This is a genomic window from Marinobacter sp., assembly GCF_041690455.1.
In the GTDB taxonomy this organism is placed as follows: Bacteria; Pseudomonadota; Gammaproteobacteria; order Pseudomonadales; family Oleiphilaceae; genus Marinobacter.
Genome location: NZ_JAWLHI010000022.1, coordinates 38648 through 54077, shown reverse-complemented (window position 1 = coordinate 54077; position 15430 = coordinate 38648). Strand labels below are relative to the sequence as shown.

The window sequence follows — 15430 nt, the reverse complement described above, 5'->3', positions numbered from 1 at the left end:
GACGTACGTACCCGGCGGCTGTTCAGGGCTGCACCATGGCCCCGGGACGCGGAATATTCCTCGCCGGTAATCGGGTTCACGATCAGCAGGTTCTCGGTGCGGTTGTTCCGCTTCTGGGACAGGGCCAGGACAAAATCCGGGATGCCACGGAGAAAGTTTTCGCGACCCAACACCGGGAAGATGTGCCAGCTCTTCTCACTGGTGCCGGCGTTGGCCTCGTTCAGCGGAGCAATCGTGTGGTCCTTGTAGGACTTCTCGAGTTGCTCCTTGAAGTTGTCATAAATGGACTGCTCAACCCGATCCAGCTGGCGGCGACGTTCGCTCTCGTCCTTGCCGTTGGGTTCCTGGCGCTCGAAATGGGCTTTCAGGTAGTCGGACCCCTGACGCGCAACGCGCAGGGCCATTTTGATTGCTGGTTGCATCTGAGTGTTCATTATCCAGGTGTGTGGAGGCCGGGTATGATAGCAAAAGATCACCCTCCTTGTATGTTTTTTGACTCCGGAAAACCACGGATGGCGGCTAGTTACGGAATTTCCGGAGAGGTGGAAGGGTGGTGGTTCTGCTATCATGTCGCGCTTGGTTCACTCTGCAGACAGAAACGGGCTTTTGACCATGCACAAACCCGCGCTCCCCCTGGAAGGCACGGACACCTATAACGACCGGATCCGCATTGTTCTGGTGGAAACTTCCCACTCGGGAAACATTGGCGCGGTTGCCCGGGCCATGAAGAACATGGGGCTGGGGAACCTCTGGCTGGTCAATCCCAAATCCTTTCCGGACGAAGCCTCCTACGCCCGCGCCGCCGGAGCCTCGGATGTGCTCGACCGTGCGCAGATTGTCGGCAGCCTGGAAGAGGCCATTGACGATTGCGTCCTGGTGATGGGTACCAGTGCCCGAGGCCGAAAGGTGCCCTGGCCGGTGATGCCGCCTCCCGAAGCGGCCGAAACTGCATCGGAAGCGTCTGCCGGAGGCAGCGTTGCGCTGGTGTTCGGGCGTGAGAGCAACGGCCTGAGCAATGATGAGCTCCAGCATTGCCACCACCACATTCATATCCCGTCCAATCCGGAATACAGCTCCCTGAATCTGGCCATGGCGGTACAGGTGATGTGTTACGAATTGCGGATGCTTTACCTTCGTAACCTTGAAGGTGGCGAGGGGAGCCCATACCTCAAGCCCATGTCGGCACCGGGCGATGCCGGTTGGGATGTGTCTCCGGCTTCGGTCAGGGATGTGGAAGGATTCTTCGGCCACCTCGAGCAGATGTTGGTGGATGTGGAGTTTCACCGCCGTGAAAATCCGCGCCAGCTGATGACCCGCTTGCGGAGGCTTTTCCAGCGGGCCAGACTTGATCAGATGGAAGTCAACATTCTCCGTGGCATCCTGACGGCGGCCCAAAAGGCAGCCGGCAAGGCACAAAATCAACGCCAATCCACCGATGGTGAGTCATCGGCGACGGGACAGGAAGAAGGCCATGTTTGAACAATTGCGGGAAGACATTAACAGTGTTTTTCACCGGGATCCGGCGGCGCGGAACACGTTCGAGGTTCTCACCAATTACCCGGGCCTCCATGCTTTGCTGTTTCACCGGTTTGCCCACTGGCTCTGGAATCTGGGGCTCAAGTGGCTGGCCCGCACGGTATCAACCCTTGCCCGCTGGTTCACCGGCATCGAGATCCACCCGGGGGCGACCATCGGGCGCCGGTTCTTTATCGACCACGGCATGGGTGTGGTCATCGGTGAGACTACGGTTATCGGTGATGATGTGACCCTCTATCAGGGCGTTACCCTCGGTGGCACTAGCTGGAACAAGGGCAAGCGCCATCCGACTATCGGAGATGGTGTCGTCGTCGGTGCAGGTGCCAAGATCCTCGGGCCATTTGAGGTGGGTGAGGGTGCCAAGATAGGTTCCAACTCGGTCGTGACCAAGGCGGTGCCGGCCGGTGCCACGGTGGTTGGCATACCGGGGCGGGTGATCGTCAAGCGCAAGTCTGAAGACGATGTCCGCCGCAAGGAGATGGAAGAGCGTATGGGCTTCGATGCCTACGGGGTTACCGAGGAAATGCCGGACCCGGTGGCGCGGGCGATGCGTGCTCTGCTTGATCACATGCACGCGGTCGATGACCGTATCGAGAACATGTGCAAGGCCATCCGGAAGGTTAACAGTGAATACCAGAATGGCGAACTGCCGCCGCTGGATGAAGAGGACTTTGACTGCGTCCGGGATGACACGGATACGCGGGGTTGAATACTTGACTGAATTACTTGGTCAATTCATACTCGCATCTGTTAATCGAGATTCATTCCCGTCGCGGGGCTGACTGCCATGAAACTGACCACCAAAGGCCGCTATGCTGTTACGGCGATGTTGGACCTGGCCCTTCACGGGGATCAGGGGCCGGTCAGTCTGGCGGATATATCGTCCCGGCAGGAAATCTCGCTATCCTACCTGGAACAGCTGTTCTCCCGTCTGCGCCGGCAGAAACTGGTTGTCAGTATCCGTGGCCCTGGTGGTGGTTACCGCCTGAGCCGTGACGCCGACCGTGTCTACATCGCCGAGGTGGTGGATGCGGTCAGTGAATCCCTTGATACCACGCGTTGTGGCAACAAGGGTGACTGCCAGAACGGGGAGAAATGCCTTACCCACCATCTATGGTCTGATCTGAGTGATCAGATTCACCAGTTCCTCAGCCAAATCAGTCTCGGGGATCTGATGAAGAAGCATGAAATCCGTCAGGTTGCGGATCGTCAGAACCGTCGCCAGGACGGCAAGGATTCTGAAACCATCAACACCGACCGTCTGACCGACCAGGCGCCGGCCTGATACAGAACGTTCTTACATATCATGAAAAAGCCCGTATATCTGGATTACGCGGCCACGACGCCCGTTGATCCCGTCGTTGCCGACGAAATGGCGAAATATCTCACGCTTGACGGTGTGTTCGGGAACCCTGCTTCCCGGTCCCATGCCTATGGCTGGCAGGCGGAGGCGGCTGTTGAGGCTGCTCGACGACAGGTCGCCGACCTGATTTCCGCCGATCCCCGGGAGATTGTCTGGACCTCCGGTGCCACCGAATCCGACAACCTTGCGATCAAGGGTGCGGTAGGTGATCGCAGGGATGTTCATGTCATCACCTCGAAGATCGAGCACAAGGCGGTGATCGATACCTGCAAGTGGCTCGAGGGTCGGGGTGTGGAAGTCACCTGGCTGGCCCCCGATGCGGACGGCCGGATTCCTCCGGGCCGGGTCATCGAGGCGCTCCGGGACAACACGGTCCTGGTCAGCCTGATGCTGGTGAATAACGAGCTGGGATGCATTACCGATATCGCCTCGATCGGCAGTGAGCTGCGAGAGCGGGGCGTGCTGTTCCATGTGGACGCCGCCCAGGCAGCCGGCAAGATGCCCATTGACCTGAATCGGACTCCGGTGGACCTGCTGTCTTTGTCCGGGCACAAGGTATATGGACCCAAGGGCATTGGTGCGCTGTATGTGCGCCGGTCGCCGGATGTACGGATCGAGGCCCAGATGCACGGCGGGGGGCACGAACGGGGAATGCGTTCCGGGACCTTGCCGACACACCAGATTGTGGGCATGGGCAAGGCCTTTGCAATTGCCGCAGACGGGCTTGAAGCGGAGATGGGAAAGCTCGAATCCATGCGTGCCGCCTTCCTGAAGGGCCTGGAAGGTCTTGAAGGGGTAACCGTGAATGGCAGCGAGTCCCACCGTGTGCCGGGGCTGGTCAATCTTTCGTTTGACGGCGTGGAGGCGGAGTCGCTGATGCTCGGCCTGCGGGATCTGGCGGTTTCCTCCGGATCGGCCTGTTCGTCCGCAACCATCGAGCCCTCTTTTGTGTTGCGAGGCATCGGCCTGAGCGACGAAGAGGCGCACCGGGCGCTGCGGTTTTCCATGGGGCGTTTCACCACCGAGGAAGAAGTGGCCTTTGCCAGTTCGCAAATCGTTGATGTCGTTAGCCGCCTGCGCTCAGTGCGGTAGGCAGTAGCCCCCGGACTGCGTATAATCGCAGGCCAGAATTTTTAACCCGAACCATACTGGAGACTTACCATGGCAAACGAGCGCACGCTCTCTATCATTAAACCCGACGCAGTCGCCAAGAACGTGATCGGCGAAATCTACAGCCGTTTCGAGAAGGCTGGCCTGCAGATTGTTGCTGCCAAGATGATGCACCTGACCCAGGAGCAGGCTGAAGGATTCTACGCTGAGCACAAAGAGCGTCCGTTCTTCAACGACCTGGTAGCGTTCATGACCTCCGGTCCGGTTGTGGTTCAGGTTCTGGAAGGCGAGGGCGCCATCCTGAAGAACCGTGACCTGATGGGTGCCACCAACCCGAAGGAAGCCGAAGCGGGGACCATCCGCGCCGATTTCGCATCTTCCATCGATGCCAACGCCGTTCACGGCTCTGATTCCGCGGCTTCTGCCGAGCGCGAAATCGCTTATTTCTTCAATGACAACGAGATCTGCCCGCGCGGCTGATCTGGTTGTAAGGGGCAGTCTTCGACTGCCCCGAATTGGTTATTTGATCGAGGTTATGACATGACAGCTGCTGCTGAAAAAACCAATCTGCTGGGGATGCCGAAGGCCAAGCTCGAGGCTTTCTTCGAGACCCTCGGCGAGAAGCGCTTCCGTGCGCAGCAGGTGCTGCAGTGGATCCACCAGCGCGGCGTGGATGACTTCGACCAAATGACCAATATGAGCAAGGCGCTCCGGGAAAAGCTCAAGGCGGTGGCCGAGGTTCGCGGGCCGGAGGTGGTTTACGACGAAACCTCGAAGGATGGCACCCGTAAGTGGGTCATGCGCATGGATAACGGCAACAGTGTCGAGACCGTGCTGATTCCCGATGGCGAGAGGGGCACTCTGTGCGTCTCCTCCCAGATCGGTTGCAGCCTGGATTGCACCTTCTGTTCAACGGGTAAGCGCGGTTTCAACCGGAACCTGACCGCCGCGGAGATCATCGGCCAGGTGTGGGTGGCCCGGAAGGCCTTTATGCCATTCGATCCCAACGCCGACCGGCCGATCACCAACGTGGTGATGATGGGCATGGGTGAGCCACTGCTCAACTTCGACAACGTCGTTGATGCCATGAACCTGATGATGGAGGATCTGGCCTACGGTATCTCCAAGCGCCGGGTCACTCTGAGTACCTCCGGTGTGGTGCCGGCACTGGACCGTCTGGGCGAGGTTACAGATGTTTCACTGGCCATTTCGCTCCATGCCCCCAATGATGAGTTGCGTAACCAGTTGGTACCGTTGAATAAAAAGTACCCGATAGCGGAATTGCTCGCGGCAACGCGGCGGTATCTCGGCCGGCTGCCGGACAAGCGCAAGGCAACCATTGAGTACACCGTGATCGAGGGGATGAATGACCAGCCGGAACACGCCCGGCAACTGGCCGTCCTGCTGAAGGGGCTGCCCTGCAAGATCAATCTGATTCCTTTCAATCCGTTCCCGGAGAGCGATTTCCGGCGCCCGAGCATGAACGCCACCCGCCGGTTCCAGACCGTCCTCAATGAGGCCGGATATATCGCCACCATCCGGACGACCCGGGGTGATGATATTGATGCAGCCTGTGGGCAGCTCGTTGGCCGGGTCGAGGACCGTACCCGCCGCAGTCAGCGGTACATTGAGGTACAGCAGGTGAACCCCTGATTCACAAACCAGATGCGAGGACTGCAGAACAGTGGCGACTAGACCGGTGATAAGACGTTTTTTCCTGGTAGCTTTGATGTCGATGGCCACAGGGCTCGCCGGATGTGTTACCACTACTGACAGCCGGTTCTCCCGGGAAGCCGATCGCCAGGAAGCGGTTGATAACTACGTGAAACTGGCCACGGCCTACATCGGTCAGGGGAATATTGACCGTGCCCGGCATCACCTGGACCGGGCCCTCAAGCTGGAACCGAAATCTCCCAAAGCCCTGGCGGCCATGGGGCTGATCTACAATACCGAAGGCGAGCCTGAGCTTGCCGAATCCAGTTTCCGCAAGGCAATCAGTGCCGATGGAGGCTATACCCGGGCCAGGGTTTACTATGGTGCCTTCCTGTACAGCCAGGGCCGGTTCGCGGATGCCCGAGACCAGTTCCGGGCAGCGTCACGGGACACCGAATACGAGGACCGGGGCTCGGTCTTCTTCAATCTTGGCATGGCCCAGGAGCGCCTGGAAGAGGCGGATAACGCCGTCACGTCCTACCGCCGGGCCGTCGAGCTGTCCCGGGGAGATGCCAGGCCACTGCTTGCCTTGTCGCGGGTACTGGTGGAACGGGGCGAGTACGAGCCAGCGTCACGTTATTACAGCCGACTTTCCACAGCCATCGCCCGGAATCCGCGCATGACGCATTCCGCGGAAAGTCTGTACACGGGCATCCGCATCGCCCGCTATTTCAATGACAAGGACCAGGAGGCGAGCCTGGCGATGTTGCTGAAGAATGAATATCCGGAGTCAGTGGAATACCAACAATATAAGGTACTGATTTCTAATGACCAGTGATGAAAATCCCCAATCAGTGGTAAGCGATCCTGTCGGCGTTCAACTTAAGCGCGCAAGGGAAAAGCTGGGGCTTGGTGTCGACGATATCGCCCGGGCACAACACCTGCGGCCCGCTATCATCCAGGCGATCGAGAACAGTGAGCATACCCGGATCGACAGCGAACTGTTCCTTAAAGGTTATGTCCGCGCCTACGCGAGTCAGGTGGGACTGGACCCGGACAGCGTGATTACGGATCTTGACCGTGAGCTGGAGCCGCTTCGTATTGAGCGTGAACAGCAGCAGGAAGCCAATCCGCTGGTGGACATCGAACGGCGCCGACACCAAAAACGCAGGATCGCGAAAACCCTGGTGTGGATCCTGGCGGTTGTTCTGGCCGGCTATCTGTCATATCGCTTTGTCTTGCAGGATGACTCTGCGCCGATCACCGAAGAATCGACGGAGCAGACCTCGGAGGGTCAGTCCGAGGCGGATCTGACAGAGGCGGATTCCCCCTCCGCACTCGATTCTCCGGTGGCAGAGAATGCTGTTGAACCGGAATCGGTTGAAGAGGAGCTTGCGGCTCCGGAGCCCGAAAGTGTTGCCGGCGACGCGGTCGGGGGAGAGCCCCCTGAACCGGTGACTGAGGAAATTGCGGTTGAGGAACCGGCTCAGGAACCGGCTGTCGAACAGCCGGTTCCTGTTGTTGAGGAGCCGAAACCCCTGGTAGAGAATCCTGAAGAACCGGTGGTGATTGGTGATACGGCCAGGCTCCAGATGACCTTTACGGGGGATTGCTGGGTGCAGGTGAGTGATGCAGACGGCAACCGCCTGGTCGCATCCCTGCAACGCCAGGGTGACAGAATAGATGTGTCAGGGGACGCACCGCTCCGGGTGGTTATCGGAGCCGTGGATGCGGTAGGGTCCGTCCGTTTCCAGGGCGAACCTGTCGACCTGGGCGACTTCCGGGTTGCCAACAACCGCACCGAATTTACCCTGTCCCTCTGACAGGTACAGTCGATATTTTATTGGTCAGTCAGACATGAAGCACGAATCCCCGATCAAGAGACGTAAATCCCGCCAGATCATGGTTGGCAATGTACCGGTGGGTGGTGACGCACCGATCGCGGTGCAGAGCATGACCAACACCAACACCTGCGATGTGGATGCCACCGTGGCCCAGATCCGGGCCCTGGAAGAGGCGGGTGCCGATATCGTCCGGGTCTCGGTTCCCTCCATGGATGCGGCCGAGGCTTTTGGCAAGATCCGTGAGCGGGTATCGGTTCCGTTGGTGTCGGACATCCACTTCGACTACAAGATTGCGCTGCGGGTTGCCGAGCTGGGTGTGGACTGTCTGCGCATCAATCCCGGTAATATCGGTCGCGACGATCGTGTGAACGCGGTGATCAGTGCCGCCAGGGACCGGAACATTCCGATCCGGATCGGCGTCAACGCCGGCTCTTTGGAAAAGAGCCTTCAGCGTAAGTACGGAGAGCCCACCGCCGATGCGCTGGTGGAATCCGCCATGCGCCACATCGACATCCTGGATCGTCACGATTTCCAGGACTTCAAGGTCAGTCTCAAGGCCTCCGAAGTGTTCATGACGGTGGACGCCTACCGGAAGATCGCCAGCCAGATCGAGCAGCCGTTGCACCTTGGTATCACCGAGGCCGGTGGTTTCCGTTCCGGCACAGTGAAGTCGTCCATTGGCCTGGGCATGCTGCTGATGGACGGTATCGGCGATACCATCCGGGTGTCCCTGGCCGCCGATCCGGTCCAGGAGATCAAGGTTGGCTACGACATTCTCAAGAGCCTTCGCCTGCGCAGCCGCGGCATCAATTTCATCGCCTGCCCGAGTTGTTCCCGGCAGAACTTTGATGTGATCCAGACCATGAACGATCTGGAAGCCCGGCTGGAGGATGTCAACACCTCCCTGGACGTCGCCATTATCGGCTGCATCGTCAATGGTCCGGGGGAAGCCAAGGAAGCCGACATCGGCCTCACTGGCGGCAGCCCCAGGAACCTGTTCTACATGGGCGGCAAGCCGAACCAGAAGCTGGATAACGCCACCCTGACCGACGATCTGGAGCGCTTGATCCGGGAAGAAGTGGCACGCAGGAAAGAGCAGGAAGAGGCCATCATCGTCCGGTCAGATGACTGACCACTCTTACGTTCACCAGTTAACCATCAGAAACAGTTAAGGGTTTCACTTGGCTAAAATTCAGGCAATTCGCGGGATGAACGATATCCTGCCGGAACAGACGCCGGTATGGCAGTTTGTGGAAGCGACGGTGCGGAAAGTTCTGCGACAATACGGCTACCAGGAAATCCGGATGCCGATCGTCGAGCAGACGGACCTGTTCAAGCGCTCCATCGGTGAAGTCACCGACATTGTCGAGAAAGAGATGTATACCTTCGAGGACCGGAACGGCGACAGCCTGACCCTGCGTCCCGAGGGCACTGCGGGCTGTGTGCGGGCCGCGGAGGAGCACGGTCTGCTGTTCAACCAGACCCGTCGCCTGTGGTACACCGGCCCGATGTTCCGGCACGAGCGGCCACAGAAGGGCCGCTACCGCCAGTTCCACCAGATCGGTGTGGAGTGCTTCGGGATGAGCGGCCCGGACATCGATGCCGAGTTGCTGATCCTCACCGCCCGTCTGTGGCAGGCGCTGGGACTGTCTGGCCATACCCGGCTTGAAATCAATTCTATCGGCACCTCCGAAGCCCGCAAGGTCTTCCGGGCCGCACTCGTGGATTACCTGAGCCAGTACAAATCCGAGCTGGATGCTGACAGCCAGCGCCGGTTGGAAACCAATCCATTGCGCATTCTGGACAGCAAGGATGCCGGGACCCGCAAGATCCTTGAAAACGCCCCGAATCTGGACGATTACCTGGACGAAGATTCCCGGGCCCACTTCGATCGTTTGCGCGATTTGCTGGATGCCGCCGGCATCAAGTACACCGTCAACCCGGCTCTGGTAAGAGGCCTGGACTATTACGGCAAGACCGTTTTCGAGTGGATCACCGACAGCCTGGGCGCCCAGGGTACGGTTTGTGCCGGTGGTCGCTATGACGGATTGGTGGAACAGCTTGGTGGCAAGCCGACCTTTGCAGTCGGTTTTGCCATGGGGGTTGAGCGTCTGATTCTGTTGCTGGAAACTCTGGGGCTGATTCCGGACTACGTGAACAGCAATGCCGACGTATACGTAACCGCCATGGGTGAAGGTGCCGTTGCTCCGGCCCTGGCCCTGGCCGAGCAGCTCCGGAACCAGCTCCCCGACCATGTGGTGGTAACCCACTGTGGAGGCGGCAGTTTCAAGAGCCAGATGAAGAAAGCGGACAAGAGCGGCGCCCGCTACGCCGTGATTCTTGGCGAAAACGAAGTGGCCGGTGGCACAGCCGGCCTGAAACCCCTGCGCTCCGACGAGCAGCAGAGGGAAGTCCGGCGGGCAGAACTGGGACAAGTACTGGCTGACGTACTTTCAAACTGAATTCAACGTTACAAAAGCAATAATTTCCAACAGGAGTCATCATGGCTGAACTGCGCACCGAAGAAGAACAGGTCCAGGCGATCAAGGATTGGTGGAAGAAGAACGGCAGCTCCCTGCTGATTGGTATCGGTGCCGCACTCGCCATCGTATTTGGCTGGCAGGCCTGGCAGAACCATCAGGCACAACAGCGGACCGAAGCGGCGAACCAGTTTGCCAACCTGCTGAACGCATTCAGCGATCAGGCAGACGAAACCTCCGGTGAGACCGTGGCCTTTGTCGCTGAAAAGCTGCGGGAAGACTACACAGACAGTGCGTATGCGGTCTATGGCAACCTGATCCTTGCCCGTCAGCAGATGATGGAGCAGGGCAATGCCGAAGCGGCCGTCGAGTCACTCAAGTGGGCACTGGAGAAGGCCAGAGACCACGCCGCTCTGACCCTGGTGGTGCAGAATCGCCTGGCCCGTGCTCAGTTTGCGGCCGGCCAGTATGACGAGGCCCTGGCCACCATCGATGGTGTGAGCAACGCGGGAAGCTTTGCCCCCATCTTCTCCGAATTGAAGGGTGACATCCTGCTTGCCCAGGGTGACCGGGAGGCCGCCAAAGAAGCCTACCTTGCCGCCCGCGAACAGAGCTCCCAGGGCCGTAGCGGCATCCTCGAACTGAAACTGTCTGACCTGGGTGTCAGGGAGGACGCCTGATGCCGGGGCTTCGTTTGAGCATCCCGAAACCGTTTCTGTTGGCAGGATTCCTGGCGTTGGCCGGGATCACCGGATGCAGCACCACGGATACGTTTGAACAGCCGGCACCGGTTCCGGAGATTGATCCGACCGTGAAGTTCAAGCAGGTCTGGAGCATGTCCGTGGGTGATGGCCATGACGGTGAATTCCTGTACCTTGCGCCGCTGAATGCCGGCGATACCGTCTACGCTGCGTCGGCAGACGGAGAGCTGGTGGCGGTGGCTCCCGAGAATGGCAAAGTATTCTGGGAACGGGAACTTGAGGACCGGATCTTCGCGGGCATCGGTGGCGATGCCAACCAGCTGTACCTGGTCACCAGGGAAGCGGACCTGCTCGCGCTTTCCCGTGATGGTGGCGAGGAACGATGGCGGGCACCACTGCCGACGGAAGTGCTGGCTGCGCCACAATCCAACGGATCCATGGTAGTGATCCAGACCACCGATGGTCGTGTGCTGGCGTTCAACGCTGCTGACGGCGAGAAGCTCTGGCAATACGATGGCCAGGTGCCGGTACTCACCATGCGGGCGGCTGCGGCACCACTGGTGGGTGGAGACATTGTCATTGCCTCTTTCGCCAACGGCAAGCTGATTGCGCTGTCTGCCGATTCCGGCCAGCCCATGTGGCAGTACGAGCTCGGCCAGCCGCAGGGACGTACCGAACTGGAGCGCCTGGTCGATATTGGCGGGCAGCCCCTGGTGCTGGAGTCCGCACTGATGGTGGTGGGTTACCAGGGCAAGCTGGCACTGCTTGATATCCGTACCGGCCAGGAAATCTGGAGCAAGAAGGCATCCAGTCTTTATTCACCGATGATCGGTAACGGTTCCATTTACCTTGCCTCGGCCAACGGCGACATTGTTGCCCTGCGGGGTTCGGATCGCCGCGAGCTTTGGGTCCAGGACCGCCTGTCCTGGCGTCAGCTGACCCAGCCGATGGTGTCCGGAGATTATCTGGTAGTCGGTGATTTCGAAGGCTACCTCCATGCCATATCCCAGGAAGACGGCAGTCTCCAGGGTCAGCTTGAATTCGATGATGAGGGTATCCGCTTACCGGCACAGCGCCTGAGCAATGGTAATCTGCTCGTTTTTGGAAACAGCGGCCGCCTGGTGTCTTTCGAACTCAGGCCAGTAGAGTAACGCATCATTATGACCCCAGTAATTGCCCTTGTCGGACGCCCGAACGTCGGCAAGTCCACTCTGTTCAATCAGATGACCCGTTCCAGGGACGCCCTCGTGGCGGATTTCCCCGGGCTTACCCGTGACCGGAAATACGGCGAGGGCAACTACGAAGGCCAGCGGTTTATCGTGATCGATACCGGTGGCCTGACCGGCGATGAGGTTGGCCTCGACGCCGAAATGGCACGCCAGTCCATGCAGGCCGTCGAGGAAGCGGACATCGTGCTGTTCCTGGTGGATGGCCGCGCCGGCCTGACCGCCGGGGACGAAATGATTGCCGACCATCTGCGCCGGAGCGGCAAGCAGGCGCACCTGGTGGTGAACAAGACCGATGGCCAGGATCCCGATGTTGCGGCGTCTGATTTCTACAGCCTCGGCTTCGAGTCCGTGTACCTGATTGCCGCGTCCCATAACCGGGGCATCCGGTCCATGCTGGACGAACTGCTGCCGAGCCCGGAAGATGCCGAAGAGGAAGACCGGGCTGACAAGTACCCGGGAATCCGGATCGGTGTGGTGGGTCGCCCCAACGTGGGCAAATCCACCCTGGTGAACCGGATGCTCGGCGAAGACCGGGTGGTGGTGTATGACATGCCCGGAACCACGCGGGACAGCGTCTACATTCCCTATGAGCGCCAGGGCAAGCAATACACGCTGATCGACACGGCCGGTGTACGCAGGCGCAAGAACGTTCGTGAGGTGGTGGAGAAGTTTTCCATCATCAAGACCCTGCAGGCCATTGATGACGCCCATGTGGTGATCCTGGTGATCGACGCCCGCGAAGGGCTGGTGGATCAGGATCTGCATCTCATCGGTTTCGTCCTGGATGCCGGCCGGTCACTGGTGATTGCCGTCAACAAGTGGGACGGCATGGATCCGGATGACCGGGCGCGGGTCAAGGAACAGGTGCTTCGCCGTCTGGATTTCCTCGATTATGCGGACAAGCACTATATTTCCGCACTGCACGGTTCCGGTGTCGGGGTGATGTACGAATCCGTGGAAGCCTGTTACGAGTCTGCGATGGCCAAGTGGCCGACCAACCGCCTGACGGCGATCCTGCAGGATGCGGTAGCCCAGCATCAGCCACCCATGGTCCATGGCCGCCGTATCAAGCTCAGGTACGCGCACCAGGGCGGATCTAATCCTCCGGTCATCGTGGTCCATGGCAACCAGACCGAGGCCTTGCCCGGTGCCTACAAACGGTACCTGGAGAATACCTTCCGGAAAGTGCTGAAGGTGACAGGTTCCCCGATCCGGTTCGAGTTCCGCTCCAGCGAGAACCCGTTCGCCGGCAAGGTGGACCGTCTGACGCCGCGCCAGAAGGTCAAGAAGGATAACGACCTGAAGAAAGGCCGCCGGATCCGCAAGACCCGCCAGAAAAGCCTCAAGCGTTAACCGGGCAGGCTCACGCCAGCCCGGCATCCTCCACCTGTTTTGCCTGTACCGCCGTGAGGGCGATGGTGAAGACAATGTCTTCCACCAGAGCCCCGCGCGAAAGGTCATTTACCGGTTTGCGCAGACCCTGCAGCATCGGGCCGATGCTGACCACGTTGGCACTGCGCTGGACCGCCTTGTAGGTGGTGTTGCCGGTATTCAGATCCGGGAACACAAACACGGTGGCACGGCCGGCCACCTTGCTGTCCGGCGCCTTGCTGCGGCCCACACTCTCGATGGCTGCGGCATCGTACTGTAACGGCCCGTCTATAAGAAGGTCCGGCCTCCGTTCCCGGGCGATCCGGGTGGCTTCGCGAACCTTGTCCACGTCCTGGCCGGTGCCGGATTCACCGGTGCTGTAACTTATCATTGCCACCACCGGTTCGATACCGAATGCTTCTGCGGATTGGGCGCTCTGGATGGCGATGTCCGCCAGCTCCTCGGCGTTCGGGTCGGGATTGATGGCGCAGTCTCCGTAGACCACAACCTGTTCTGGCAGCAGCATGAAGAACACCGAGGAAACCACCCGGGCCTGATCGTGGGTCTTGATCAGCTGGAGGGCAGGGCGCACGGTGTTGGCGGTGGTGTGCACGGCACCGGAGACCAGGCCGTCGGCCTCATCGAGGGCAACCATCATGGTACCCAGCACCACGTTGTCCTCCAGCATGGCCTCGGCCATCTGCGGGGTCAGTCCCTTGTGCTTGCGGAGGTTGACCATCGGGTCCACGTACCGGTTGCGCACGGCCGCCGGTTCAATCACCTCGATGTCATCCGGCAGGGTCAGCCCCAGGGTAGCGGCAACGCTGTCGATCTCGTTCCGGTCACCGATTAGCACACAGCGCGCCAGCTTACGCTCATGGCAGGTGATCGCCGCCTGGATAGTTCTGGGTTCGTTGCCCTCGGGCAGAACAATGCGCTTGTTGGCAGCCCGTGCCCGCTCGGACAGCTGGTAACGGAAAGCCGGCGGAGACAACCGGCTCTGGCGTTCCACCCGCAGGTGTTCCCGCAGCCATTCGGCGTCGATCCGGGGAGCAACCGTATCCATGGCCTGTTCGATCCGCTCCGGATCATCCAGCGGAATGGCAGACGACAGGTTGGCAAGCATGTAGGCGCTTTCGTAGGTATTGGTGTCAGAGCCAAGTACCGGCAACCCGGTATCCCGGGCCCGCCGACACAGGTCGATGACGGACTTCGCCGGCATCAGGCCCCCGGTCAGCATCAGACCGGCCAGCGGAACCCCGTTGAGCGCCGCCAGGGCGGTGGTGACAATGATGTCTTCCCGGTCGCCGGGGGTAACCATCAGGGTTCCCGGTTTGAGTGTGTCGGTCATGTTGCTGATGGTGCGGGCACACACCGAGACTGTTTTGACCCGCCGTTTCTCCATCTGACCCTCATTGAGCACCGGCACACCCAGCTCGCGTACGATGTCGGATACCCTCGGTGCCAGCAGCTCCGGCTGCCAGGGGACCTCTGCCAACAAACGGAGCCGACCTTTGCTGAATATCGGGCACTCTTTCTGATAGTCGATCCTGGCTGTTGGCTCTCTGTCCCGGTGTAGCGTCAGGCCTGACTGTTCCGGTTCTCCGACCTTGTTCAGAATGGCGGCAATGACGTCCGGATCACTCGGGTCGGCATAGAGCCGGCTCGAAAACTCCAGCTCTTCTTCCAGCTCTTCGGCACTGCAATTCTTCGGGGTGCTGACCAGGATAACTTCGGAGCCCAGATTCCTCGCCACCTCGACGTTGAGGCGGGCAATGTAGGCTTCGCTACGGTCCGGCACCAGGCCCTCGATCACTACCACATCGACCTTGCTGGCTACCTTGTGGAATTCGCCCACCACATTCTCCATCAGCAGATCGGACTGATGCCGGTTGAGCAATTGCTGGGCTTTCTTCAGTGGGATGGGTTCCGGTGTGTCCAGGTGGCTGCGATCACGGACGAACGCGACGGAGGAGTCCTGCCCGGCGTTATGTAGGGACTCGGCCTCGTGGACCGACTGGCTGAACGGCTTGTAGAAGCCGACGCTGACGCCCACACGCTCCAGTGCCCGGAGCAATCCGAGACAGACCGAGGTGAGGCCGGCATCCATGGAGGTAGGTGCGATAAAAAGACTTTTGGCCAT

The 15430-nt window shown here is 59.9% G+C and carries 15 protein-coding genes; 13 read left to right on the top strand and 2 right to left on the bottom strand.

All coding sequences use genetic code 11. The annotated features are described in order from the left end of the window. Positions 1-422 (bottom strand): inositol monophosphatase family protein (locus ACESMW_RS07315; RefSeq protein ID WP_372986396.1); only part of this gene is annotated, 422 nt, incomplete at its 3' end. Between the two features lie 190 nt (positions 423-612). Between ACESMW_RS07315 and trmJ the strand changes: the two genes are divergently transcribed. The 13 genes from trmJ (at position 613) to der (ending at position 13269) form a co-directional block, all read left to right on the top strand. Further along, positions 613-1479, top strand: a complete 867-nt coding sequence (trmJ, locus tag ACESMW_RS07310; protein WP_372986395.1) for a tRNA (cytosine(32)/uridine(32)-2'-O)-methyltransferase TrmJ — start codon at positions 613-615, stop codon at positions 1477-1479. Further along, positions 1472-2245, top strand: a complete 774-nt coding sequence (gene cysE, locus ACESMW_RS07305; RefSeq protein ID WP_372986394.1) for a serine O-acetyltransferase — start codon at positions 1472-1474, stop codon at positions 2243-2245. Before trmJ ends, cysE begins: the two co-directional genes overlap by 8 nt. 78 nt (positions 2246-2323) lie before the next feature. Next, positions 2324-2821 carry a Fe-S cluster assembly transcriptional regulator IscR gene (gene iscR, locus ACESMW_RS07300; RefSeq protein ID WP_372986393.1) on the top strand — a complete coding sequence of 166 codons (498 nt, stop codon included), beginning with the start codon at positions 2324-2326 and terminating at the stop codon, positions 2819-2821. 21 nt (positions 2822-2842) lie between these two features. Beyond that, positions 2843-3991, top strand: coding sequence for an IscS subfamily cysteine desulfurase (locus ACESMW_RS07295; RefSeq protein ID WP_372986392.1), 1149 nt, complete (start codon positions 2843-2845; stop codon positions 3989-3991). Between the two features lie 69 nt (positions 3992-4060). Continuing rightward, entirely contained in the window at positions 4061-4489 is a 429-nt protein-coding gene (gene ndk, locus ACESMW_RS07290) for a nucleoside-diphosphate kinase (RefSeq protein ID WP_092002506.1), read from the top strand. A 60-nt stretch (positions 4490-4549) separates the two neighbouring features. Then, positions 4550-5662, top strand: coding sequence for a 23S rRNA (adenine(2503)-C(2))-methyltransferase RlmN (gene rlmN / locus ACESMW_RS07285; protein WP_372986391.1), 1113 nt, complete (start codon positions 4550-4552; stop codon positions 5660-5662). Between the two features lie 76 nt (positions 5663-5738). Continuing rightward, positions 5739-6500, top strand: a complete 762-nt coding sequence (pilW, locus tag ACESMW_RS07280; protein WP_372986390.1) for a type IV pilus biogenesis/stability protein PilW — start codon at positions 5739-5741, stop codon at positions 6498-6500. Beyond that, complete coding sequence (locus tag ACESMW_RS07275) at positions 6490-7485, top strand: RodZ domain-containing protein (RefSeq protein ID WP_372986389.1); 996 nt, start codon at positions 6490-6492, stop codon at positions 7483-7485. Before pilW ends, ACESMW_RS07275 begins: the two co-directional genes overlap by 11 nt. A 34-nt stretch (positions 7486-7519) precedes the next feature. After that, a complete protein-coding gene (gene ispG, locus ACESMW_RS07270; RefSeq protein WP_372986388.1) occupies positions 7520-8638 on the top strand; it encodes a flavodoxin-dependent (E)-4-hydroxy-3-methylbut-2-enyl-diphosphate synthase in 1119 nt (372 codons plus the stop codon). A 49-nt stretch (positions 8639-8687) separates the two neighbouring features. After that, positions 8688-9968 (top strand): histidine--tRNA ligase, encoded by a 1281-nt coding sequence (gene hisS / locus ACESMW_RS07265; protein WP_372986387.1) that lies wholly within the window; start codon positions 8688-8690, stop codon positions 9966-9968. Positions 9969-10009: 41 nt separating this feature from the next. Continuing rightward, positions 10010-10666, top strand: coding sequence for a YfgM family protein (locus ACESMW_RS07260; protein WP_372986386.1), 657 nt, complete (start codon positions 10010-10012; stop codon positions 10664-10666). Then, positions 10666-11838 carry an outer membrane protein assembly factor BamB gene (gene bamB, locus ACESMW_RS07255; protein ID WP_372986385.1) on the top strand — a complete coding sequence of 391 codons (1173 nt, stop codon included), beginning with the start codon at positions 10666-10668 and terminating at the stop codon, positions 11836-11838. Before ACESMW_RS07260 ends, bamB begins: the two co-directional genes overlap by 1 nt. A 9-nt stretch (positions 11839-11847) precedes the next feature. Next, a complete protein-coding gene (gene der / locus ACESMW_RS07250) occupies positions 11848-13269 on the top strand; it encodes a ribosome biogenesis GTPase Der (protein ID WP_372986384.1) in 1422 nt (473 codons plus the stop codon). A 10-nt stretch (positions 13270-13279) separates the two neighbouring features. On the opposite strand, the gene pta is transcribed toward der, so the two are convergent. Then, positions 13280-15430 (bottom strand): phosphate acetyltransferase, encoded by a 2151-nt coding sequence (gene pta / locus ACESMW_RS07245; RefSeq protein WP_372986383.1) that lies wholly within the window; start codon positions 15428-15430, stop codon positions 13280-13282.